This window comes from Achromobacter sp. UMC46 (assembly GCF_014170335.1).
GTDB lineage: Bacteria > Pseudomonadota > Gammaproteobacteria > Burkholderiales > Burkholderiaceae_B > Achromobacter.
In genome coordinates, this window is record NZ_LZZS01000006.1 from 128,881 (window position 1) to 152,138 (window position 23,258).

23 protein-coding genes are annotated in these 23,258 nt (G+C 66.1%); 14 read left to right on the forward strand and 9 right to left on the reverse strand.

Annotation, left to right across the window (positions count from 1 at the left end):
• Positions 1-132: 132 nt before the first annotated feature.
• From A9973_RS11405 to A9973_RS11420, 4 genes are all read right to left on the reverse strand, one after another.
• A complete protein-coding gene (locus A9973_RS11405) occupies positions 133-1,095 on the reverse strand; it encodes a FecR domain-containing protein (RefSeq protein ID WP_183013892.1) in 963 nt (320 codons plus the stop codon).
• Positions 1,096-1,111: 16 nt separating this feature from the next.
• Positions 1,112-1,660 (reverse strand): RNA polymerase sigma factor, encoded by a 549-nt coding sequence (locus A9973_RS11410; protein ID WP_183013893.1) that lies wholly within the window; start codon positions 1,658-1,660, stop codon positions 1,112-1,114.
• 4 nt (positions 1,661-1,664) lie between these two features.
• Positions 1,665-2,342, reverse strand: a complete 678-nt coding sequence (locus A9973_RS11415; RefSeq protein WP_183013894.1) for an STN domain-containing protein — start codon at positions 2,340-2,342, stop codon at positions 1,665-1,667.
• Positions 2,343-2,842: 500 nt separating this feature from the next.
• Positions 2,843-3,292, reverse strand: coding sequence for a lysozyme inhibitor LprI family protein (locus tag A9973_RS11420; RefSeq protein ID WP_370539482.1), 450 nt, complete (start codon positions 3,290-3,292; stop codon positions 2,843-2,845).
• A gap of 386 nt (positions 3,293-3,678) precedes the next feature.
• Here A9973_RS11420 and A9973_RS11425 point away from each other — a divergent pair, with 386 nt between their 5' ends.
• The 4 genes from A9973_RS11425 to A9973_RS11440 all read left to right on the forward strand — a co-directional run bounded on the left by A9973_RS11425 (position 3,679) and on the right by A9973_RS11440 (position 7,849).
• Entirely contained in the window at positions 3,679-4,425 is a 747-nt protein-coding gene (locus tag A9973_RS11425) for a lysozyme inhibitor LprI family protein (protein WP_255469126.1), read from the forward strand.
• A gap of 275 nt (positions 4,426-4,700) precedes the next feature.
• Entirely contained in the window at positions 4,701-4,988 is a 288-nt protein-coding gene (groES, locus tag A9973_RS11430; RefSeq protein ID WP_054423089.1) for a co-chaperone GroES, read from the forward strand.
• A 37-nt stretch (positions 4,989-5,025) separates the two neighbouring features.
• Positions 5,026-6,666, forward strand: a complete 1,641-nt coding sequence (gene groL, locus A9973_RS11435; RefSeq protein ID WP_054423092.1) for a chaperonin GroEL — start codon at positions 5,026-5,028, stop codon at positions 6,664-6,666.
• Between the two features lie 238 nt (positions 6,667-6,904).
• Positions 6,905-7,849 carry a YihY/virulence factor BrkB family protein gene (locus A9973_RS11440; protein ID WP_255469127.1) on the forward strand — a complete coding sequence of 315 codons (945 nt, stop codon included), beginning with the start codon at positions 6,905-6,907 and terminating at the stop codon, positions 7,847-7,849.
• Between the two features lie 7 nt (positions 7,850-7,856).
• Here A9973_RS11440 and A9973_RS11445 read toward each other — a convergent pair whose 3' ends face one another.
• Positions 7,857-8,339: a MarR family winged helix-turn-helix transcriptional regulator gene (locus tag A9973_RS11445; RefSeq protein WP_183013895.1), complete on the reverse strand. Its 483-nt coding sequence runs from the start codon at positions 8,337-8,339 to the stop codon at positions 7,857-7,859.
• Positions 8,340-8,491: 152 nt separating this feature from the next.
• Here A9973_RS11445 and A9973_RS11450 point away from each other — a divergent pair, with 152 nt between their 5' ends.
• From A9973_RS11450 to A9973_RS11495, 10 genes are all read left to right on the forward strand, one after another.
• Positions 8,492-9,949, forward strand: coding sequence for a 2-hydroxymuconic semialdehyde dehydrogenase (locus A9973_RS11450; RefSeq protein ID WP_183013896.1), 1,458 nt, complete (start codon positions 8,492-8,494; stop codon positions 9,947-9,949).
• A gap of 23 nt (positions 9,950-9,972) precedes the next feature.
• On the forward strand, positions 9,973-10,404 hold the full coding sequence (locus A9973_RS11455; protein ID WP_183013897.1) for a RidA family protein: 432 nt from the start codon (positions 9,973-9,975) through the stop codon (positions 10,402-10,404).
• 24 nt (positions 10,405-10,428) lie between these two features.
• A complete protein-coding gene (locus tag A9973_RS11460; RefSeq protein ID WP_183013958.1) occupies positions 10,429-11,460 on the forward strand; it encodes a LysR substrate-binding domain-containing protein in 1,032 nt (343 codons plus the stop codon).
• A gap of 278 nt (positions 11,461-11,738) precedes the next feature.
• On the forward strand, positions 11,739-12,290 hold the full coding sequence (locus tag A9973_RS11465) for a 3-hydroxyanthranilate 3,4-dioxygenase (protein ID WP_183013898.1): 552 nt from the start codon (positions 11,739-11,741) through the stop codon (positions 12,288-12,290).
• Positions 12,291-12,300: 10 nt separating this feature from the next.
• Positions 12,301-13,302, forward strand: coding sequence for an amidohydrolase family protein (locus tag A9973_RS11470; protein WP_183013899.1), 1,002 nt, complete (start codon positions 12,301-12,303; stop codon positions 13,300-13,302).
• A 61-nt stretch (positions 13,303-13,363) separates the two neighbouring features.
• Entirely contained in the window at positions 13,364-14,539 is a 1,176-nt protein-coding gene (locus tag A9973_RS11475) for an ABC transporter substrate-binding protein (protein ID WP_183013900.1), read from the forward strand.
• Between the two features lie 49 nt (positions 14,540-14,588).
• Positions 14,589-15,509 (forward strand): branched-chain amino acid ABC transporter permease, encoded by a 921-nt coding sequence (locus A9973_RS11480; RefSeq protein WP_183013901.1) that lies wholly within the window; start codon positions 14,589-14,591, stop codon positions 15,507-15,509.
• A gap of 12 nt (positions 15,510-15,521) precedes the next feature.
• A complete protein-coding gene (locus tag A9973_RS11485; RefSeq protein ID WP_183013902.1) occupies positions 15,522-16,508 on the forward strand; it encodes a branched-chain amino acid ABC transporter permease in 987 nt (328 codons plus the stop codon).
• Positions 16,505-17,293, forward strand: coding sequence for an ABC transporter ATP-binding protein (locus tag A9973_RS11490; RefSeq protein WP_183013903.1), 789 nt, complete (start codon positions 16,505-16,507; stop codon positions 17,291-17,293). Before A9973_RS11485 ends, A9973_RS11490 begins: the two co-directional genes overlap by 4 nt.
• The gene (locus A9973_RS11495) at positions 17,290-18,000 is read left to right on the forward strand and encodes an ABC transporter ATP-binding protein (RefSeq protein ID WP_183013904.1); all 711 of its coding nucleotides are present in this window, start codon (positions 17,290-17,292) and stop codon (positions 17,998-18,000) included. The genes A9973_RS11490 and A9973_RS11495 overlap by 4 nt, the downstream gene beginning before the upstream one ends.
• Before the next feature lie 66 nt (positions 18,001-18,066).
• Here the strand turns inward: A9973_RS11495 and A9973_RS11500 are convergent, their stop codons facing one another.
• The 4 genes from A9973_RS11500 to A9973_RS11515 form a co-directional block, all read right to left on the reverse strand.
• Entirely contained in the window at positions 18,067-19,119 is a 1,053-nt protein-coding gene (locus A9973_RS11500) for an Ldh family oxidoreductase (RefSeq protein ID WP_183013905.1), read from the reverse strand.
• Positions 19,120-19,129: 10 nt separating this feature from the next.
• Positions 19,130-20,650, reverse strand: coding sequence for a mannitol dehydrogenase family protein (locus A9973_RS11505; RefSeq protein WP_183013906.1), 1,521 nt, complete (start codon positions 20,648-20,650; stop codon positions 19,130-19,132).
• A 142-nt stretch (positions 20,651-20,792) separates the two neighbouring features.
• On the reverse strand, positions 20,793-22,328 hold the full coding sequence (locus tag A9973_RS11510) for a UxaA family hydrolase (protein WP_183013907.1): 1,536 nt from the start codon (positions 22,326-22,328) through the stop codon (positions 20,793-20,795).
• 39 nt (positions 22,329-22,367) lie between these two features.
• Positions 22,368-23,234 (reverse strand): fumarylacetoacetate hydrolase family protein, encoded by an 867-nt coding sequence (locus A9973_RS11515; RefSeq protein ID WP_183013908.1) that lies wholly within the window; start codon positions 23,232-23,234, stop codon positions 22,368-22,370.
• Between the last annotated feature and the right edge of the window lie 24 nt (positions 23,235-23,258).

Consider the following 23,258-nt stretch of genomic DNA (forward strand, 5'->3'; position numbering starts at 1 on the left):
ATCCGAGTAGCCAAGGGAGTACGGGCACGGCATCGGCGCAGTCAGGGCGCGTGATGGCGGCTCATACTCCAATGACGAAAGGACGCGATGGAAGGGCTACCGGAAACGACGGATTTTTTTGTAACCGTGCAATCAGCTCAACAACACAATGCCGCCGGGCAGGCGCGTCAGCTGCGCGCCATACAGGTCGCGCAGCATGTGCAGCGCCAGATCGGTCTGCGTAATCTCGAAGCGCATGCGCACGCGCCGTTCTGCCAGGTCGGCGTTGCGCACCAGCACGCGGCCAGCGCGATAGCGGTTGATCTCGTCGACCACCTCGGCCAGCGTCTGCCCCGCAAAACTGAGCGTGCCCGTGCGCCAGGCATTCACTTGCACGGTATCCACGGCCAGCGCCGGGTGCAGGCCTGCGTCGTCGTAGAGGATCTGCTCGCCTTGCGCCAGGGTCTGCATTGCGCCCGCCGACTCCACCTGGACCGTCCCCTGCAGGCACGTGACGCAGACCTGCGGTCCGGTGTAGCGCAGGTTGAAGCGCGCCTGCCGCGCGCGCGTGGCGCCAGCCCCGGCGTAGACGACCACTGGCGCACCGCTGCCGACCGCTTCTACCTGGGCTTCGCCCGCCACCAGCTCGATGGCCTCGTTGCCGGCTTGTGCGCCGCGCTGGTTGATGCGCGTCTGCGTGTTCATCTGCACGCGCAGCTGGTCCGACAGCGCCAGCTCGCGCTGCTCCGCCGTGCCGGTACGGAAGTCTGCCGTGAAATCCAGCAATGACGGCCACAGGGACAGCGGCGGCCACACCGCCACCGCCGCGCCGCCCGCCGCCACCGCCCCCAGGAACGCCCGGCGGGCCGGCCGGCTCAGGCCCCTGGCGCGCGGATGCGCCAGCCCGGGATCGCCACGGACAGCCTGGCGCAATACCGGTTCCATGTCCTGCCACAACTGCGCCACCTCGTTCCAGGCGCGAGCATGCGACGGGCTGCGCGCACGCCATTGCCTCATCGCCTCGGCGTCACCACGCGTCGCGTCGCGGTCGCGCAGGCGCAACCACCATTGCTCGGCTTCGCGCCGCAAGCGGTCGGGGTCTTCTGAAGGGTTCATGGCGCCAAGCATCGTGTCAGAATTTCCGCCGGCCTACAAGATCGCCATTGGCCACTGCCTCGGTGCCGGCCAGGCGTTCGCGGCAATGCCGCATGGCCGCGGCCAGTTCCTTTTTCACCATGGCCACCGATATCTCGAAACGTTCCGCGATCTCGGCATTGAGCAGTCCGTCCACCCGCGCCGCAGCCAGAATGGCGCGCTGACGCGGCGGCAACTCCTCCATGGCCGCCTCAAGCGTTCGCACGTCGCGGCGCGCCGCAACAATCCGCTGCGGATCGGCGGTTTCATCGGCGACATACAGCAACGCCTCGCGCTCGTCGTCGCCCAGCAGTTCGCGGTTGCGCCGCCAATCGTCGGTGGCGATGCGCGCCGCCATGCGCAGCAGGTAGGCATCGGGATTCAGCACCGGGCTGGCGGGCTTGGCCACGTCCAGGCGCAACCAGGTTTCATGCAGCGCGGCCGACGCCTGGTCGCGCGATCCGACAATGCGTTCCAGACTGCGTCGCAGTTCGGCATAGCGCGTGATCAGGCGCAGTCGCAGCAGCGCGGCGGAGATCATGGACATGCGGTCACTCCGCCGGCCGGCGCGGGGCCGCGCAATGCGTGCCGCCAGGCAGCAGCAATACCGATACGGGCTGCGGCATGCCTGCAGGCGGCGGCGTCCCGACATCCATCCCGTTGATGGCGCGCGTCACGGCCATGTCCACCCGATCGCTGCCGGTCGTGTCCAGCAGGCGCATCCGCGCCACATGCCCGACGTCATCCAGCCGCAGTTGCAGCGCCAGGCGATAGCCACCCGGCTGCACGGTCGCATTGCCGCAAAGCGTGCGCAAAATGGCCTTCTGCAGCCGGCCGATATAACCGCTGAAATCCGCGCCGCCGGCACGCGCGCCCGGAATGTCTTCTGCTTTCAGCGGGGCAGCGCCACTCCCGGACTGCCGGGCCGTCCCGTCTGCGGCCGGCGCATAGACCACGATGGCTTTGCCGTCCGTCTGGCGAATGCGCAGCCCCGATCCGTCCAGCAGCCGGCGCAGCGCCTCCATGACCGTATGGCGGCCGGACAGCGCCGGCGCGCGTTGCCGCGCATGGCGCTCGTCGACCAGCACCGCCACGCCGGCAAGATGCCCGATGGCCTCCAGGCTGTCGCCCAGCGGCTGCGCCGGCAATGCGAATTCATAGCGCTCGCCGCGCAAGCGGTCCGGCGACGCGGCGGACGCAGACGCGGCGCCGCCCGCCAGGACGGGCATCCCCAAACACAGGAGACACACGCCAACCAGCGCCAACACACTGAGCGGTGCCGGGGTATCTATCATTGCGCGATATGGACATCGGGAAATGGAATGGGGCCGGCGGACGCCCGGACAGGGCTACGCCGGACAGCAGGCTAGCTCAGCCAGATGACTCAACCGTGACACGGGAAGGGAAGTGGTCCGGGCGCGACCACGGAACATTAGTTTTACCGCTACGGTGGGTTGCCCCCGCTGTACGACGCCGGTTGGCTTTCGAGCCAATCGGCTTTTTTATTTGGTCGCGCCCGCGGTCGTGACTGCACGATGAGGCCTCCTTTCATTCGGAGTTACCTCGATGTTTCATATCAATAGCAGCCCTGCGGCTTCGCTTTCGGCCTGGTGAGATCACTGCAGCGCCATCGAACCGGCGATCGGACACATGGTGGCTCACTTTTACTTCGGCGCCGACAGGATGCTTTTAAATAGCAAAATTCGACCACCCCTGAGGGCTTCGCGTATTACTTGCCTGTGGGGCCCAGCGCCTCTGCCCAGTTCTTTTTCATGGCAGCGATGCGGTCCACATAGGCGGATTTCAGGCAGGCGGCGTCGGGGCAACGGTCGCGCACGGTGGTGCGCCATTGCGTCTGCTCTTTCGCTACAGGATCGCGCCATTCACCGGTTTCACCGTCACTGCCAGCGGTTTCGGCCTGAATCTTGTCGTAAAGCTCCTTCACCTGATCGTCCAGCGTGGACAGTGATGGTTCGGCGCAGATTAGATGTTCGACATGAGTTTTCGCGGCCTTGCAGTCGAAGCCGGCGGCATGGGCGGCTTCGATCTGCAGGAGAGGAGAGCTGGCGAGAACCGCGCCGATTACAGCATGCAGGATCGCGTGTTTGCCTTGAGCGCTTTGCCGGCACCGGCCTTCCATGATTCCGGTCGGTATTGCCGCGAAAACGGGGTTGTGCACGTCCTTCACTCCTGAATAGTCTGCGGCCACGGACTTGGTGGACCAAGTGGTCGATTTTCCCGTTTGTCGAGAGGTTGTGCAACTTTTGGCTGTCGTATGCTTTGAACCAGTAGCAGGCGCTCACGCGCTACGCCGATGACGGCCGGCTTAACGCGACATCACCCTAAGCGTGACACACGAAATTGGACCTCCAGAGGCGCAATCCGGCAGGAGACTGCACCAGTGCTTGCATATCGGAAATTCTCGATTCCCAAACTGGATGGTAATCCCCCCGCAACAGCTAAAAATGGGGGGATTACCGGTTAAGCTGATTTGACGTGTCACGAGGGTGATGTGTTGTGCTCTACGCAAGACATCATCGACATACAACTTGAGAAGATAGGATCATGACCCAGCCGCATTCAACACGCCCACCCGCTGACGCACTGAAGATACGGTTTACACCTGCGCTGAAGCTTCTTTTTACGCTGGGCCTTGCAACGCTATGGACTGGCGCCCAAGCCGCTAGTTTTGATTGCAACAAGGCCGTGGGCACTCCGGAAAGGTTGATCTGTAGCGATGCCGAGACATCCGCGCTGGATGGAAAATTGCAAGGGGCCTATGAAACAGCACTAGCCGCAACCGATGCCTATGGCAAGAAAGCGTTGGCTAAAGAACAGCGCAACTGGATTAAATACGCTCGTGACATTTGTCAAGACAGCGCCTGCCTGCAGCAAGCATACACAACCCGCATCGCCATGCTGGCGCGGAATGAGGCACATATTGCCGATGGCGAGGTGTACTCAGACTGCAAGCTGCCGGGCAACCAAACCGTTAGTGGCGAATGCGTTAATGTTGTGCCGATTCGTGATCCCAACTCCCGTGTTGAATCGTTCAACCAATCGTTGGTGCATCAGAAGCAAAACGGCCGAATCATCGGTTGTAGCCGGCTGATTGATCTACCGGTTGGCGTCGCTGGAAGTAATCACAGTTTTGGCGGCTCCTGCGTATTGCAGGAAGGTACGCAGCGCAAGAACGTGAGGATCTGCAACGACGATATGTTCGGGCATTTCCAGGTAGAGCCGTCCACGCCACAGGATGCCTCAGACAAGCGCCTGGTCGACTTTACTTACGCGCAATGCTATGGCGGTTGATGGCAGGCCAGCTTTGGATTGACACATTTTGTTTAATCTCAACCTGGATGACGCAAATCCCAAGTTGAGTGGCGTTCGACACCTCCCTCGACACCTCCCGTCATCGACGTGCGCTCCAACGACAGGCTCTCCCCGTCAAATATGTAACAGCCCGGCCTCCCCCCCTTGAAGCCTGGAACATCATCCCTATAATTAGCACTCGACACCGGTGAGTGCTAACAGCCCTCCCGGGGCTAACCGATCATTCACTTTTTTCAAGTAAACAGGAGTTCCACATGGCCTTGCGTCCCCTGGGCGATCGCGTGATCGTCAAACGCCTCGAAAACGAGCGCAAGACTGCCTCGGGCATCGTCATCCCCGACAGCGCTGCTGAAAAGCCTGATCAAGGCGAAGTCGTGGCCGTCGGCCCCGGCAAGAAGACCGAAGAAGGCAAGATTCTGCCGGTCGATCTGAAGGCTGGCGACAAGGTTCTGTTCGGCAAGTACGCCGGCCAGTCCGTGAAGGTTGATGGCGAAGAACTGCTCGTCATCCGCGAGGACGAAATCCTCGCCGTGGTTCTGTAAACCCCGCCTCAAACGAATTTTCGAAGGAAGCTAAGAAATGGCTGCCAAGCAAGTATTGTTCGGTGACGACGCCCGCGTGCGTATCGTCCGCGGCGTGAATGTTCTCGCCAACGCTGTCAAAACCACCCTGGGCCCCAAGGGTCGCAACGTCGTGCTGGAGCGCTCGTTCGGCGCCCCGACGGTGACCAAGGACGGCGTGTCCGTCGCCAAGGAAATCGAACTGAAGGACAAGTTCGAAAACATCGGCGCACAACTGGTCAAGGACGTTGCTTCCAAGACCTCCGACAACGCCGGTGACGGCACCACGACCGCCACCGTGCTGGCTCAAGCCATCGTCATGGAAGGCCTGAAGTACGTTGCCGCCGGTTTCAACCCGATCGACCTGAAGCGCGGCATCGACAAGGCTGTCGCCGCCGCCGTGGCTGAACTGAAGAAGCAATCCAAGCCGGTCACGACCAGCAAGGAAATCGCTCAAGTCGGTTCGATCTCGGCCAACAGCGATGCCTCCATCGGCCAGATCATCGCTGACGCGATGGACAAGGTCGGCAAGGAAGGCGTCATCACCGTCGAAGACGGCAAGTCGCTGGAAAACGAGCTGGACGTCGTCGAAGGCATGCAATTCGACCGCGGCTACCTGTCGCCCTACTTCATCAACAGCCCGGAAAAGCAAGTTGCCGTGCTGGAAGACCCGTTTGTCCTGATTTTCGACAAGAAGATCAGCAACATCCGTGATCTGCTGCCCGTGCTGGAGCAAGTCGCCAAGTCGAGCCGTCCCCTGCTGATCATCGCGGAAGACGTCGAAGGCGAAGCGCTGGCCACCCTGGTTGTGAACAACATCCGTGGCATCCTGAAGACCACCGCCGTCAAGGCTCCGGGCTTCGGCGACCGCCGCAAGGCCATGCTGGAAGACATCGCCATCCTGACGGGCGGCACGGTGATCTCCGAAGAAACCGGCATGTCGCTGGAAAAGGCCGGTCTGGCTGAACTGGGCCAAGCCAAGCGCATCGAAGTGGGCAAGGAAAACACGACGATCATCGACGGCGCTGGCGACAGCAAGTCGATCGAGGCTCGCGTCAAGCAAGTCCGTATCCAGATCGAAGAAGCCACGTCCGACTACGACCGTGAAAAGCTGCAAGAACGCGTGGCCAAGCTGGCCGGCGGCGTTGCCGTGATTCGCGTTGGCGCTGCCACCGAAGTCGAAATGAAGGAAAAGAAGGCTCGCGTCGAAGACGCCCTGCACGCTACCCGCGCTGCAGTGGAAGAAGGCGTTGTGGCTGGCGGCGGTGTTGCACTGCTGCGCGCCAAGCAAGCCATCGCTGACCTGAAGGGCGACACGCCTGACCAGAACGCCGGTATCAAGCTGATCCTGCGTGCTGTGGAAGAACCGCTGCGCACCATCGTCACGAACGCCGGCGAAGAAGCCAGCGTCGTGGTCAGCAACGTGCTGCAAGGCAAGGGCAACTACGGCTACAACGCTGCGACCGGCGAGTACACCGACCTGGTCGAGCAAGGCGTTCTGGATCCCACCAAGGTGACCCGCACCGCCCTGCAAAACGCTGCCTCCGTCGCCAGCCTGCTGCTGACGGCTGAAGCCGCCGTTGTGGAACTGGCCGAAGACAAGCCCGCTGCCCCGGCCATGCCGGGTGGCATGGGCGGCATGGGCGGCATGGACTTCTAAGTCCCGCTTCCCCTGCAAGGCCTCCCCCGGCATCTAGCCGGGGAACGCAGTATCCCGAGAAACCCCCGGACCTTCGCCCCGGGGGTTTTTCTTTTTGTGCCGGCCTTTCGTCAAAGGCCCCGACGGCCCATTGTCCTTTTCCCCTTGTCCGGCCCGAACACGTTTGCGCACAAACTGTGGGTTTCGCCCCGGCGCATGCGTCCCTACAATAAAGGCTCTACAGACCGAGCCCAGACCCATGCGCCTTCCTCAGAGCCTGCGAGCCCTGCGTCCGTCCGAAATCGGCGGATTGCTGATGGATTCCGCCAACCAATGGTCGAGCCATCGCGCATCCAGCAAGGGCGCGGCGCTGGCGTTGTACATGGTGTTCTCGCTGGCCCCCATGCTGATCCTGGTGATCGCGGTGGCGGGCGCGTTCTTTGGCGAAGACGCGGTGCGCTCCGAGCTTTTCTCGTCCCTGCGGGACCTGACGGGTGAACGCGGCGCCGAGGTCATCCAGACCGTGCTGGCCAGTGCCCATGAATCGGGCGGCGGCTGGATTGCCGCGCTGATTTCGATTTTTGTGCTGATCTTCAGCGCCACGACGGCGTTTGCCGAATTGAAGGCCAGCCTGGACGACTTGTGGGAAGTGCCCCCCAACCAGAAAGGCGGCATCCACGGCATGGTGCGCAGCCGCATGCTGTCGTTCGGCCTGGTGCTGGTGCTGGCGCTGTTCCTGCTGATTTCACTGACCGTGAATGCCGGCCTGGGCGCCGCGCGCAAGTTCTACGGCGACCTGTGGATGGCGTCCACCTTCGCGACGGTGGCGGACTGGCTGTCCAGCCTGTTTTCATTTTCGGTGGTGGTGGCGCTGTTCGCCGTGATCTTCAAGCTGTTGCCCAGCGCGAAGATCTCCTGGAAGGACGTCATTCCCGGCGCCATCGTGACGGCCGCGCTGTTCCTGGTGGGCAAGTGGGGGATCGGCGTCTATCTGAGCCGCGGCGCGGCGGTATCCGCCTACGGCGCGGCCGGTTCGCTGATCGCCCTGCTGCTGTGGATCTACTATTCCGCGCAGATCTTCTTCTTTGGCGCCGTGTTCACGCGGCAATTCGCGCTGCGTTTCGGCAAGGCCGCCGAACCTGATGCGGATGCCCCGCCATCGCCCCCCACGCCGGGGCAATCCCCTCCGGCACCCGACGCCTGATCGGGCCTCAAGCCGGCCCCTGCGGCTCCAGCCCCGCCATCAAGCGCAGGCACTTCAAGAACACGGGCCGCAGTTCCGGCGGAATGGGCGCCAACACCTGGGCCTCCACATCGGCATCCTGCGGCAGGATGCGCGCCAGCAGCGCCACGCCCTCGTCCGTGATCTCCAGCGCGTAGGCGCGGCCATCCTCTATCGAACGCGTGCGGCGCACATAGCCCTTCGCCGTCATGCGCGCCATCATTTCGGCAAAGGAATTGCGGTCCAGCGCGATCAGCTCGGCGATGCGATTCTGCGTGGCGCCGGGATTCTGATACACGGTGATCAGCAAGGCCTTCTGGCGCGGCGTCAGGTCTTCGTCCGGAAAGGCCTGCGCAAACAGCGCTTCAGCCCGGAAATGCGCGCGGCGCAGCAGGTGCGAGGCGACCTGGGTCAGGTCGAATGCTTGCAGGTCGCGGGGTGGGGACCCAGCGGGACGGGCGGTGGCGGTCATCGGGCTTCCATGGGTTGTGCCTGGAGATTGTAGGCGCAGGCTCCCTCGCAAATGCGCATTGACTTGGCGGCAGGCGCTGGCTATTATCCGGAAATATAGTACGTATACGTATTTTTAATCCATCCTCCGAACACCATCCAAGGGGCTCGATCGTGACGATCCGCCAACTGCGCAACTACATCGACGGCCGCTTTGAAGACGGCGTGTCCACCTTCGACAAGCACAGCCCGGTGGACGGGCAACGCATCGCGCAAGTCCATGAAGCCAGCCGTGACCAGGTGAACCGCGCGATCGCCGCCGCGCACCGGGCGCTGCCGGCCTGGGCCGGGTTGTCCGTCGAAGCGCGCACGGACCATCTGCTGGCGCTGGCCGACGGCATCACCCGGCGGTTCGACGACTTCCTGCAGGCCGAGATCGGCGACACCGGCAAGCCGGTCGGCTGGGCCGGCAAGATCGACATTCCGCGCGGCGCCGCCAACTTCCGCGCCTTTGCGGAACTGGCCCGCACGCTGGACATGGAAAGCTACATGACGGACACGCCGGACGGCCGGCAGGCGCTGAACTACGCCTACCGCAAGCCGCTGGGCGTAGTGGGCGTGATCTCGCCCTGGAACCTGCCGCTGCTGCTCTTGACCTGGAAGGTGGCGCCCGCGCTGGCGTTCGGCAACACGGTGGTCATGAAGCCATCGGAAGTCACGCCCAGCACCGCCACGCTGCTGGCCGAAGTCGCTGACCAAGCGGGACTGCCCGCCGGCGTGCTGAACCTGACGCATGGTTTCGGGCCGGATTCCGCAGGCGAATTCCTGACCACGCATCCGGACATCGACGGCATCACCTTCACCGGCGAATCCGCGACCGGCGCGACCATCATGCGTGCCGTAGCGCCGGGCGTGAAGCCGGTGTCGTTCGAACTGGGCGGCAAGAACGCCGCGCTGGTGTTCGCGGACGCCGACTTCGACGCCGCCGTCGACGGCGTGACGCGATCGGCCTTCGCCAATTGCGGGCAAGTCTGCCTGTGCACCGAACGCGTCTATGTGGAACGCCCCATCTACGAACGTTTCGTGGCCGCGCTGGCGGCGCGCGCGCGCGACATGCGCATCGGCTGGCCGCTGGATCCGGCCACCGAAATGGGCCCGCTGGTGTCGCGCGAGCACCGCGAAAAAGTGCTGTCCTACTTTGCGCTGGCGCGCGAAGAAGGCGCTACCGTGGTGGCGGGCGGCGGCGTGCCGGTGTTCGGCGACGTCCGCGACGCCGGCGCCTACGTGCAGCCCACCATCTGGACCGGCCTGAAAGAAGACGCGCGCTGCATCAAGGAAGAAGTGTTCGGCCCGGTCTGCCATGTGGCGCCGTTCGATACCGAGGACGAAGCCATCCGCCTGGCCAACGACACGCGCTACGGCCTGGCCGCCGCGGTCTGGACGCAGAACCTGACCCGCGGGCACCGCGTGGCGCAGGCCATGAAGGTCGGCCTGGCCTGGGTGAACTGCTGGTTCCTGCGCGACCTGCGCACGCCGTTCGGCGGCAGCGGGCTGTCCGGCATCGGCCGCGAAGGCGGCCGCCACTCGCTGCATTTCTATACTGAACCCACCAACGTCTGCATCAAACTCTGACTCCGCCCACCAAGGAACGCACGATGACCCAGCCCAACGTCAGCGCCACCGTCGTCGCCGGCAAAGCCACGCCGCGCGGCAAGTACCCCCACATCAAGCGCGCGGGCGACTTCCTGTTCGTCTCCGGCACCAGCTCACGCCTGCCCGACAACCGCATCGCGGGCGCCGAGGTCGACGCCATGGGCACCGCCACGCTGGACATCCGCGTGCAGACGCGCGCCGTCATCGAGAACATCGGCGACATCCTCGCGACCGCCGGCGCCACGCTGGCCGATGTGGTCGAGATCAGTACTTTCCTGGTCAACATGAACGACTTCGGTGGATACAATCAAGTCTATGGCGAGTTCTTCGACGCCGATGGCCCGGCGCGCACCACCGTCGCGGTGCATCAGCTGCCGCACCCGCAATTGCTGATTGAGATCAAGGCGGTCGCCTACAAGCCGCTTGCGCGCTAGCCCCGGCTGCGTGGCGGGCAGATGATGGGCGACGGCGTTTCGCGTTCACACAGGGAACAGGATGACGGCCTGCGCCGCACCGCGCGGGCCGGCCCGCGCATGTCGAACTTCCGCATCACGCCCAACGCGCTCAGCCACAAGCTGAAGCTGCACCAACTGCAGATCTTCGAACGCGTGCTGACGCGCCGTTCGCTATCGCGCGCGGCCAGCGAACTGCACCTGACCCAGCCCACCGTCACCAAGGCCATCCACGACCTGGAAGCCTTCTTCGGCGCCACGCTGTTCGAACGGTCGAACCGGGGCGTCACGCCCACCGAACTGGCCCTGGTGCTGGGCCGCCGGGTCCACGCCATGATGGCCGAAGTCCGGTACATGGCCGACGACATCGACGCGGTGCTGGGCGGCGCCAGCGGCCACGTCGTGGTGGGCACGCTGATCGCCGCGTCCGCCAAGCTGCTGCCCGAAGCCATCGCGCGCATGATGACCGAGCACCCCGGCATCCAGGTGACGGTGCGCGAAGGCCCGTCGGCCCAACTATTGCCCGCACTGGCCACCGGCGACGTCGACATCGTCGTGGGCCGCCTGCCCGGCGCCGACATGGCCTCGATCTCGGGCGTGGCCGTCGACCACCACAAGCTCTACCGCGAATCGCTGTGCCTGGTGGTCGGCGCCCAGCACCCGATGGCCAACGCGCCCGCGGTGGCGCTGCCCGACCTGATCGACCACATCTGGATCCTGCCCGCCCCCACCTCGCCGCTGCGCGCCTCCGTTGAACGCACCTTCTTCGACGCCGGCCTGCGCCTGCCCGCCCGCCACGTCGAATCCCTGTCGCTGCTGACCAACATCGGCATCCTCATGCACAGCGACGCCCTGGCCCTGATCCCCTACGACGCCGCCGCCCAATTCCTCTCGATGGGCCTGCTGGCCCGCCTGCCCACCGACGTCTTCGGCGACTTCGGCGACGTCGGCTACTCCATCCGCGCCGACCGCCCGTTGACGCCCGCGTGCCAACGCCTGGTGGACTACCTGAAAACCATCACGGCACAACGGCCGTAATACATCGCGCACCGCCTACCTTGCCGCGATGATGGGTTGCGCGCGAAGAACAACCGCGTCCTTCTGCCCGGCCTGCCGCGCACCACCCGCCCGCGGCGAGCACCCCAAGCACACCGCTCCCCCGCTGACGGCAGATTGCCGCGCGTCTTACGAACCAACGCCCCCAATCAGGGAAACCCCGCGATAGATAACCCGCATATCCACCCCGACAATTTCTATTATGCAGCCCCCCTCCCCCCGCCTAGACTGCATCAACAACGCCCTCCCCGGAGACCCTCATGCCCGCCTACGGCCCGCCGTTGAATTTCCAGCGCTGGATCCAAGACCATGCGCATCTTCTGAAGCCCCCGGTCGGCAACCAGCAGATCTGGCAGGACGCGGACTTCATCGTCACCGTCGTCGGCGGCCCGAACCACCGCACCGACTATCACGACGACCCGCTGGAAGAGTTCTTCTACCAGATCAAAGGCAACGCCTGGCTATCCCTCTGGGTGGACGGAAAACCCGAACGCGTCGATTTGAAGGAAGGCGACATCTTCCTGCTTCCCCCGCACGTCAGGCACTCGCCGCAACGCCCCGAAACCGACAGCGCCTGTCTGGTCATCGAACGCCAGCGCCCCTTGGGCCTTGTCGACGGCTTCGAATGGTATTGCCCGCATTGCGGCCATCTCGTGCATCGCGTCGAAGTGCAGTTGAAAAGCATCGTCACCGACCTGCCGCCCTTGTTCCAGAGCTTCTACGCCAGCACCGAAAAACGCACCTGCCCCGGTTGCGGTGACATCCATCCCGGCAAGGGCCACGCGCCTTCGCCGCAAGCCACCCCCGCCTAGGGCCTGTTCCATGATTCAGAAAATCGACATGCACGCCCACTTCTTTCCGCCGATCACGCGGCAGGAAGCGGCTGCGCTGGACCCCGTCAACGCGCCGTGGCTGCGGCCCGACGGCGATGGATCCACGGGCCAGATCATGGCCGGCGACCGGCCGTTCCGGCCCGTCGACGCGACGCTGTGGGACCCGGCGCTGCGCATCGCGCAGATGGACCGCCACGGCGTGGACGTGCAGATCCTGTGCGCCACGCCCATCATGTTCGGCTACACCTATCCCGGCCAGGCGGCCGCCGATTGGGCGGCCCGCATGAACGACTTGGCGCTTGAGCATTGCGCCCATGCGCCGTCGCGCCTGAAGGCCCTGGCGCAAGTGCCGCTGCAAGACCTGGACCTGGCGTGCAAGGAGGCGTCGCGCGCACGCGCCGCCGGCCACCTGGGCGTGCAGATCGGCAACCACGTCGGCCCCCGAGACCTGGACGACGACACCCTGGTGCAGTTCCTGATCCATTGCGCCGGCCACGACATCCCGGTGCTGGTGCATCCCTGGGACATGATGACCGACGGCCGCATGAAGAAATGGATGCTGCCGTGGCTGGTGGCCATGCCCGCCGAAACGCAGCTGGGCATCCTGTCGCTGATCTTGTCCGGCGCATTCGAACGCATCCCCCGCAGCCTGAAGCTGTGCTTCGCGCATGGCGGCGGCAGTTTCGCCTATCTGCTGGGCCGCGTGGACAACGCCTGGCGCCACCGCGACATCATCCGCGAAGACTGCCCGCAACTGCCGTCGTCCTACACCGACCGCTTCTATACCGACAGCGCGGTGTTCGACCCGCGCGCGCTGCGCCTGCTGGTCGATGTGATGGGTGAAGACCGCGTGCTGCTGGGCTCCGACTACCCCTATCCGCTGGGCGAACAGGAAGTGGGCCGCCTGGTCGCGCACGCCGACCTGAGCCCCACGGTGCAGCAGAAGATCCTGCTGCGCAACACGATGACGTTCTTTGGCTTGAACGCGTAGCCCGCTGCGCGCCACTTACGACAACACGACCGTGCCACACGGCGACTCAAGGGAAAGCACCATGAAACGCACCTCCACGCTGGCCGCTGCCGCGGTCATGGGATTGGCCTTATCGGCCACCGCGATGGCCGACGTGAAAATCGGCCTGCTGACCACGCTGACCGGCCCGGGCTCCGTGCTGGGCCAGGATCAATTGGACGGCTTCATGCTGGCCGTGGAACAAGGCGGCGGCAAGCTGGGCGGCGTCGCCGTGCAGGTCATCAAGGAAGACGACCAGTTCAAGCCTGAAATCGGCGTGCAGGCCGCGCGCAAACTGGTGCAGAGCGACAAGGTGCCGATCATCACCGGCGTGGTGTATTCCAACGTGATGCTGGCCGTGGTGCGCCCCGTGACGACGGCGGGCGTGTTCCTGGTAGGTTCCAACGCCGGCCCCACCAATCTGGCGGGCAAGGACTGTTCGCCCTATTTCTTCTCCACGTCCTGGAACAACACGCAGCGCCACGAAGGCAGCGGCGAAATGGCCAACCAGATGGGATTCAAGAAGGTCTACCTGCTGGCGCCCAACTACCAGGCGGGCAAGGACGCCATGGCCGGTTTCAAGCGCTTCTACAAAGGCGAAGTGGCCAACGAAGTCTTCACCCAGGTGAACCAGCCGGACTACTCCGTGGAGCTGGCCGCGCTAGCCGACGCCAAACCGGACGCCGCCTACGTGTTCTTCCCCGGCGGCATGGGCGTGAACTTCATCAAGCAATACCGCCAGGCCGGCCTCTTCGGCAAGATCCCGCTGCTGTCGGTGGACACCATCGACGGCGCGACCCTGCCTGCGCTGCAGAAGGACGCGCTGGGTGCCGTGACCAACGTGCCGTATTCGCCCGACCTGGACAACGCCGCCAACAAGGCCTTTGCCGCGGCGTTCCGCCAGAAGTACGGCCGTGAACCTTCCAGCTACGCGGCGCAGTCCTTCGACGCCGCCCAGCTGATCGGCTCGGCGTTGAAGAAGACGGGCGGCAAGACCGACGACAAGGACGCGTTGCGCAAGGCCCTGGAAGCCGCCGATTTCCAATCCGTGCGCGGCGAATTCCGCTATCAGCAAAACCACTTCCCGGTGGCCGGATTCTTCCGCGCCGACGTGGAAGCGGGCGCGGACGGCAAGGTGGCTTTCGTGAACAAGGGCCCCATCTTCCCGGACCTGTCCAAAGTCGCCGACCAGTACGCCGCCCAGTGCGCCATGAAGTAAGGCGGGCGGCCAACACATCCGTCGCGGCCGCCGGCAAGAGGTGATTCCCATGTCCACGACGCTGCTGCTCGTGCAGGCCTTGAACGGCCTGCAGCTTGGCATCCTGCTGTTCCTGCTGGCGGCCGGCCTGACGCTGGTGTTCGGCATCATGAACTTCATCAACCTGGCGCACGGTTCGCTTTACATGATGGGCGCCTTCATCGCCGCCACCGTGTTCCGCCATACCGGATCGTTCCTGCTGGCCGCGGCCGCCGTGGTCGCGGGCATGGCGGCGCTGGGCCTGCTGCTGGACCGCATCGCGCTGGCGCGCCTGTATCCGCGCGAACACCTGGACCAGGTGCTGGCGACGTTCGGCTTCATCCTGTTCTTCAACGAACTGACCCGCATCATCTGGGGGCCTGCACCCATCAGCATGGGGCTGCCGTCCTGGCTCTCCGGCACGATCGACATCCTGGGCGTGACGTATCCGCTGTACCGCTTCCTCATCATCGTGGTGGGCTTGCTGGTGGCGGCGGGATGCTATGTGCTGATCCACCGCACGCGGCTGGGCATGCTGATCCGCGCCGGCTCCACCGATCGCATGATGGTGGGCGCGCTGGGCGTGAACATCGCGCGGCTGAACACGCTGCTGTTCGTGCTGGGCGCGGTGCTGGCGGGCGTGGCGGGACTGATGGCGGGGCCCATCCTGTCCGCGCAGACCGGCATGGGCGAACCGATCCTGATCCTGACGCTGGTGGTGATCGTGATCGGTGGCATCGGCTCGGTGCGCGGCGCCTTCCTGGCCGCGTTGATGGTGGGGCTGATCGACACGCTGGGCCGCGCGCTGCTGCCGACGCTGCTGCGCGCCGCGCTGCCCCCGGCCGCCGCCAACGCGGCCGGCCCGGCCATCGCGTCGATGCTGATCTACGTGGTGATGGCGCTGGTGCTGGCCTTGCGGCCGCAGGGCCTGTTTCCCGTCAAGCACGGATAAGGGGGGACCACCATGCACAGGCTTACTCTTCGCACCCTGGTCGCCGGCGCCCTGCTGCTGATGCTGGCCCTGGTGCCCGCCTACGCCCACTGGCAGGGCGAACCGTTCCTGCTGGCGCTGTTCGGCCGGGTGCTCGTCTACGGTGTCGCCGCGCTGGCCCTGAACCTGCTGCTGGGGTACGGCGGCATGGTCAGCTTCGGCCATGCGCTGTACCTGGGGCTGGGTGCGTATGCCGTCGGCGTGATGTCGCACTACGGCATCGAAAACGGCTGGCTGCATCTGGCGGGCGCGCTGGGCGCCTGCGCGGTGGTGGGGCTTGTCAGCGGCTACGTGGTGATGCGCACCTCGGGCATCGCCTTCATCATGATCACGCTGGCGTTCGCGCAGATGTTCTATTTCCTGGCGACGGGGCTGGATGGATTTGGCGGCGACGACGGCATGTCGCTGTTCGCGGGCAGCGACTTCGGCGCGTTCCGGCTGGATACGCCGCTGGCGCTGTACTACACGGCTTTCGGCGTGATGCTGGCCGTGCTGTGGCTGATGCATCGCCTGGTCCATGCGCCGTTCGGCATGGCCTTGCGCGGTTGCCAGGCCAACGAACGCCGGATGCGCGCGCTGGGGTTCCCGACCCTGCGCTACCGGCTGGCCGCCTATGTGATGTCCGCGATGATCTGCGGCGTGGCCGGCGTGCTGCTTGCCAACCTGACGATGTACGTATCGCCGTCCTACCTGGCCTGGACCACATCGGGCGAATTGATCGTGATGGTCGTGCTGGGCGGCATCGGCACGCTGTTCGGCCCCGTCGTGGGCGCGCTGGCCTTTCTGCTGCTGGAAGAGGGCTTGAAGCTGCTGACCGGGCATTGGATGCTGATCATGGGCCTGCTGATCGTCGGCGTGGTGCTGGTGTCGCGGCGCGGCGTGTACGGCAGCCTGCGCGACACGCCCTGGTGCCGGCGCCCGACGCGGCCGCTGCGCCAGCCTTCCGGAGAACCGCTATGAGCGCGCTGCGCGTCGAAAACCTGCTGAAGCGCTATGGCGGGCTGACGGTCACCGACGACCTGTCGCTGGACGTGCACGCCGGCGAACTGCATGCCGTGATCGGGCCGAACGGCGCGGGCAAGACCACGTTGATCGGCCAGCTCTGCGGCGAACTGCGGCCCGACGGCGGCCGCGTGCTGCTGGACGGCCGGGACATCACCCGCATGCCGGTCGAAAAGCGCGTGCGCCGCGGCCTGGCCCGTTCCTACCAGATCACGTCGGTCTTCAAGCCGTTCACGGCGCTGGAGAACGTGGTGATGGCGGTGCAGGCGCGGCGCGGGCACAGCTTCCGATTCTGGCGCCCCGTGTTGTCCACCGCCGCGCTGACCGGGCCCGCACAGGACGCATTGGCGCTTGTCGGCCTGTCCGCCCGCGCCCGGACGCCGGCGGGCGAACTGGCGCACGGCGAACTGCGGCAATTGGAATTGGCGATGGTGTTGGCGTGCCAGCCGTCCCTGCTGTTGCTGGACGAACCGATGGCCGGCATGAGCCAGCACGAATCCGAAGCCATGACGCGCCTGCTGCTGCAACTGCGCGGGCACTACACGATTCTGCTGGTGGAACACGACATGCAAGCCGTCTTCGCGTTGTCAGACCGCATCACGGTCCTGGTCTACGGCCGCGCGCTCGCGTGCGGCACGGCGGACGACATCCGCAACAACCCCCAGGTGCGCGAATGCTATCTGGGCAGCGAGCGCGGCAGCCGGCGCGCAGGCAGCGCGCAAGTTCCGGCGGTGCCCGCATGAGCGCCCTGCTGTCGTTGCGGGGCGTGACCGCGCATTACGGCGCCAGCCAGGCGCTGTTCGGCATCGACCTGGATATCGGGCCAGGCGAATTCGTGACCTTGCTGGGCCGCAACGGCATGGGCAAATCCACGACCGTGAAAGCGGTGATGGGACTGAACGCCGCCACCCAGGGCAGCATCGTCTTCGACGGCCGCGACATCAGCCGGCTGCCGTCGTACAAGGTGGCGCAATGCGGCATCGGGCTGGTGCCGGAAGGGCGGCACGTTTTCCCCAACCTGTCGGTGCGCGAGAACCTGGTCGCCACCGCCCACAACCGGCAGGGCGCGGCGCAGCCCTGGACGCTGGACCGGGTGTACGCGTTGTTTCCCCGCCTGTCCGAACGCGCCCGCCACCTGGGCAGCCACCTGTCGGGCGGCGAACAGCAGATGCTGGCGATCGGCCGCGCGCTCTTGACCAACCCCCGCCTGCTGATCCTGGACGAGGCCACCGAAGGCCTGGCGCCCGTGGTGCGCGAAGAGATCTGGTCCGCGCTGGACACGCTGAAGCAGACCGGTCTGGCGGTGCTGTGCATCGACAAGAACCTGGAGCCGCTGCTGGCCACGGCGGACCATCACGCCATCGTCGAAAAGGGCCGCGTGGCCTGGACCGGCTCGTCGCAGGCCTTCCTGGACGATGAACCACGGCTGCTGCAATATCTGGGGGTTTAGGTGCGACCGGCGAGGTGCGGCCGGCTAGGTGCGACCGGCGAGGTGCGGCCGGCGAGGTGCTTCCAGCTAGGCCCGGCGCACGGGCAGCGCCACGTCCAGGCGCGCGCTCCAGTCCGCCATCTCGTCCCATAGCGCCGGCGGTACGGGAATGCCGTGCTGCCCGCGCTCTGCCAGCGCGGCCGCCTCCGGATCGCCCGGCATGCGCGGCGCGCCCGGCGCCTGGGCCAGCTCCGCCGCCATCCCGGCGACCACGCCCGCCAACGCCGCGCCGCCGGCGAACCGCAGGGGATCGATCACGATGAAGAACGCGCCCAGCTCGCGCGGACGTTCCAGCGCGTCGTACATCGGCGAAATATGCGGCCCGAAGGGATTGCCGTTCAGCGGCCCGCACAGCAGTTCGATCATCATCGCCAGGCCATAGCCCTTGTAGCCATAGCCCTCGCCGCCCAAGGGGCGCAACGCTCGGACCTCTTGCGCGTCGGTGCTGCCGCGCCCTTGCGCATCCAGCGCCACGCCGGGCGGCAGCGCCACGCCGTCGCGCCGGGCGTTCATGACGCGGTTCCAGGGAATGGCCGTGGAGGCCATGTCCAGGCACAGGGGCTCGCCGCCCGCGCGCGGGAACGCAAGTGAAATGGGATTGGTGCCGAAGAACGGCTGATGGCCGCCGTGCGGCGCGGCGATCGAGTCGCTATGCGTGAACGCGATGCCGATGAGGCCCTGCGCCGCGGCCGCGCGGCTGTACAGGCCGATCGCGCCGCAATGCGACGAGTCGCTGACGCCCACCGCGCCGATGCCGGCCTCGCGGGCCAGTTCCATCGCCAGCGCGTTGGCGCGGTGCGCCACCACGATGCCCTGCCCCTGCCCGCCATGCACCTGCGCCGTGCCTGCGCCGGTGCGTTCGATGCGGATGTCGGGGCGCGCCAGGATGGAGCCATGCGCCACGCGGTTCAGGTAGTGCGGCAAGCGTGCGATGCCATGGGAATCGATGCCCCACAAGCTCGTCCGCGCCAGGCTTTCCGCCAGGCGTCGCGCATCCTCTTCCGAGAAGCCCTGGACGCGCAGGCAGTCCTGGCCCCAGCGTTCCCATTCAACGGCATCCACTCGGCATTGCGGACTCATGCGGCACTCCTCAGGTAGCGGCCTCCACGGCGTGGATCACGCCATGCTGACGCAGGGTTTCCAGATGCGTGGCCAGCGCCGAGACGAACTCGGACGCGCGGCCCAGATCGCCGAACACCGGCTTGAATCCCGACAGCACCATCGCGCGGCGATGGGCGGATTGCGACGGGGCGGATGCGCGGGCGGCGACTTCGGCGCGCGACAGCAGCTTGGCCAGTCGCGCCGCCATCGGGTCCTGGATCCTGTAGCGGCCGCCCGCCTCGTCTTCGCCGCTCAGATAGTGCAGCCACGCCGCGACTGCCAACGTCAGGCGCTGGATATCATCGCCCGTGCGCAAGCGGTCGCGGATCGTGTCCAGCAGGCGCTGCGGAACCTTCTGCGATCCGTCCATGGCCACTTGCGAAGTCGGGTGGGGCAGCGCCGGGTTGGCGATGCGCGCCAGGAAGCGGCCCCGGTACTCTTCCAATCCGCTCTCCGGGATGCCCTTCAGCGTGGGCCCGATCTCCTGCTGCATCATGGCGTCGACGAAGGCGCGCAGGGCAGGCGTCTGCACCGATTGGCTGATCGTCCGGTGGCCCAGCAACGCACCCAGATACGCGAGGGTGGAATGCGGGCCGTTCACCATGCGCAGCTTCAGCCGCTCGTAGGGCGCGGCATTGCGCACGAACGTCGCGCCGCCGTGGCTGTCCCAGGCAGGCCGGCCCGCTGCGAATTTGTCTTCGATGACCCAGTTCATATAGGGTTCGCCGACGACAGGCCATGCGTCCTGCACGCCCAGGCGTTCGGCGATCCGCTGCCGGTCGTGGTCGTCGGTGCCCGGCACGATGCGGTCGACCATCGAATTCGGGAAGGTGCAATGGGTGTCGATCCAATCCGTCAGCCCCACATCGACCCGCAAGGCGAAGGCCAGCACCAGGCTGCGCAAGATGTCGCCGTTGCCGCGCAGGTTGTCGCAGGACAGGAGCGTGACGGGCGGCAGGCCGCGTTCACGCCGCAACGCCAGCCCGTACACCAGCATGCCGATCGTGCTGCGCGGACGGTGCGGGTTTTCAAGATCGTGCAGGATGTCGGGGTCGTCCCAGCGCAGATGGCCGGTGGCCGGTTCGTGGCTATAGCCCTTTTCCGTGACGGTCAGGCTGACGATCCGCGTTTGCGGATAGGCGATGCGCTCCAGCACCGCGTTGGGGTCTTCGGCCGCCACCATCACCCGCAGCACCGAGCCCACCACGCGCAATTGCTCGCGAGCCTCGCCGTCGGGCCCGTCGTCGCGCAGGGCCAGCGTGTACAGCCCGTCTTGCGGCGTCAGCGCGTCGCGCGTGGCCGCGCTGCGCAACGAGACTCCCAGGATGCCCCAGCTGAGGTCTCCGCTGGCCTGCATCGCCAGGTCCGTCATCACCGCCTGATGCGCGCGGTGAAAGGCGCCCAGCCCCAGATGCACGATGCCGGGCGTCAGGCGGCTGCGGTCATAGATGGGTTTTTCCACGTCTGCGGGCAGGCGCGGCAACGACTCCGTATTCAAACGTTCAAGCATGGTTGACCAATGGCGTAAGGCGCCATGCACCTGTCGGATGACCGGCCAGTCGGCGCGCGGATGAGGATATCCGTTGACGCCGATTTCTTCGACACCGGGACAGTGACTAAATGCAACGCGAACGCCCGCCATGCCGCCGCCGCTACATCACCGCGCCCAACGCCCACGGCACGAATTCGTTCTGGCCGTAGCCATGTTCTTCGCTGCGCGTGCGCCGGCCCGACGCCGTCTGCAGCATCAGCTGGAAGATCCGCTCGCCCATTTGCGCCACGCTTTGCGCCCCGTCCACGACCTCGCCGCAATTGATGTCGATGTCGTCCGACTGGCGCTGCCACAGCGCCGTGTTGGTCGACAGCTTCAGGGACGGCGCGGGCGCGCAGCCGTAGGCCGAGCCGCGCCCCGTGGTGAAGCAGATCAGGTTCGCGCCGCCCGCCACCTGCCCGGTGGCCGACACGGGGTCGTAGCCCGGCGTGTCCATGAACACCAGCCCTCGCGTGCGCACGGGCTCGGCGTATTCGAATACGTCGGTCAGGTTGGTGGTGCCGCTCTTGGCGATCGCGCCCAGCGATTTTTCCAGAATGGTGGTCAAGCCGCCCGCCTTGTTGCCGGCCGACGGGTTGTTGTCCATTTCCGCGTCGTTGCGGGCGCAGTAGTCTTCCCACCAGCGCACGCGGGCCAGCAGCTTGTCGGCCACGGCCGGCGTTTCGGCCCGGCGCGTCAGCAGGTGTTCACCGCCATAGATCTCGGGCGTTTCCGACAGAATCGCCGTGCCGCCGTGGCGCACCAGCAAGTCCACCGCCGCCCCCAGCGCCGGGTTGGCGCTGATGCCCGAATAGCCGTCCGATCCGCCGCATTGCAGCCCCACGGTCAGATGGCTGGCCGCCACAGGCTGGCGGCGCACCTGATTGGCTTGCTCAAGCATGCGTTCGACCAGCTCGATGCCGCGCGCCACCGTCTTGCGCGTGCCGCCCGTGTCCTGGATGTTGAAGGTGTGCAGCAGGCCGCTTTCGCGCAGGCCCTCTTGCTCCATCAGGCCGCCGATCTGGTTGGTCTCGCACCCCAGGCCCACCACCATCAGCCCGCCGAAATTGGCATGGCGCGCATAGCCGCCCAGCGTGCGCCGAAGCACCCGCAACGGTTCGCCTTCGCTGCCGGTGGCGCAGCCCGCGCCGTGGGTCAGCGCCACCACGCCGTCCACGCCCGGACAGGACGCCAGCGCTTCCGGGTGGATGTCTCGGCGGAAATGGTCGGCGATGGCGCGCGCCACCGTGGCCGAACAGTTCACGCTGGTCAGGATGCCGATGTAGTTGCGCGTGGCCACGCGGCCGTCGGCGCGCACGATGCCGTCGAAGGTGGCCGGTTGCGCCACGTAGTCCGTGGCGTGCGCGCCCTGCCCCACCGCGTAGTCGCGCTCGAACTCGGAGAACTCCAGGTTCTGCGTGTGCACGTGCTGGCCGGGCGCGATATCCTGCCGCGCCACGCCGATGATCTGGTTGTAGCGGCGCACCGGCTGGCCCGCCGCGATGGCGCGCACGGCCACCTTGTGCCCGGGCGGCACCAGGCCCAGCACCGTCACCCCTTCGCTTTCCAGCCGCGTGCCGCTGACCAGCTGGCGCCTGGCGATCACGACGTTGTCCGCCGGGTGGATGCGTATCACTGCCGTGTCGTTCTGGGACATGAGGACTCCGGAAAGTAAGGGGTACGGACTACCGGGCGTTCACCCGTCGATCAAAGCAGGATCCCAGGCATGGACGCGCTGGCGCTGTTCGCCCAGGCCGGCGATGCCCAGCTTGATCTCGTCGCCGGCCTTCAGGTAGACGGGCGCGGGCTTCTGGCCCATGCCCACGCCCGGCGGCGTGCCGGTGCTGATCAGGTCGCCCGGATACAGCGTCATGAAGCGGCTGACGTAGGCCACCAGCTGCGCCACGCCGAACACCATCGTGCGCGTGCTGCCGTTCTGGTAGCGCTTGCCGTTCACCTCCAGCCACATCTCCAGGTCTTGCGGGTTCGGGACCTCGTCGGCGGTGGCCAGCCACGGGCCGATGGGGCCGAAGGTGTCGCAGCCCTTGCCCTTGTCCCACGTGCCGCCGCGTTCGATCTGGTATTCGCGTTCGGACACGTCGTTCACGACGCAATAGCCCGCCACGTGCTTCATGGCGTCGGCTTCGCTGACGTAACGCGCCTTCTCACCGATCACCACGCCCAGTTCGACCTCCCAGTCGGTCTTGACCGAGTCCTGCGGCAGTACGACGGGGTCGTTGGGGCCGACGACGGCGGACGTGGGCTTCATGAAGATGACCGGTTCGGCCGGCACGGCCAAACCGGATTCGGCGGCGTGGTCGGCGTAGTTCAAGCCGATGCAGATGAACTTGCCCATGCCGCTCCAGGGCGGCGCCACGCGGCCCGGGTCGGCCACCAGCGGCAGCGTGGACGGGTCCAGCGCACGCAGTTCGGCCAAGCGGGCGCGCCCCAGCGTCTGCGCGGTGATGTCGGGCAGCACGCCGGACAGGTCGCGCACCTTGCCCTGGGCATCGATCAGGCCGGGCTTTTCGGCGCCCTTGGCGCCATAGCGCATCAGTTTCATAGCAGGTTCCTTGTTGCAGGTGGG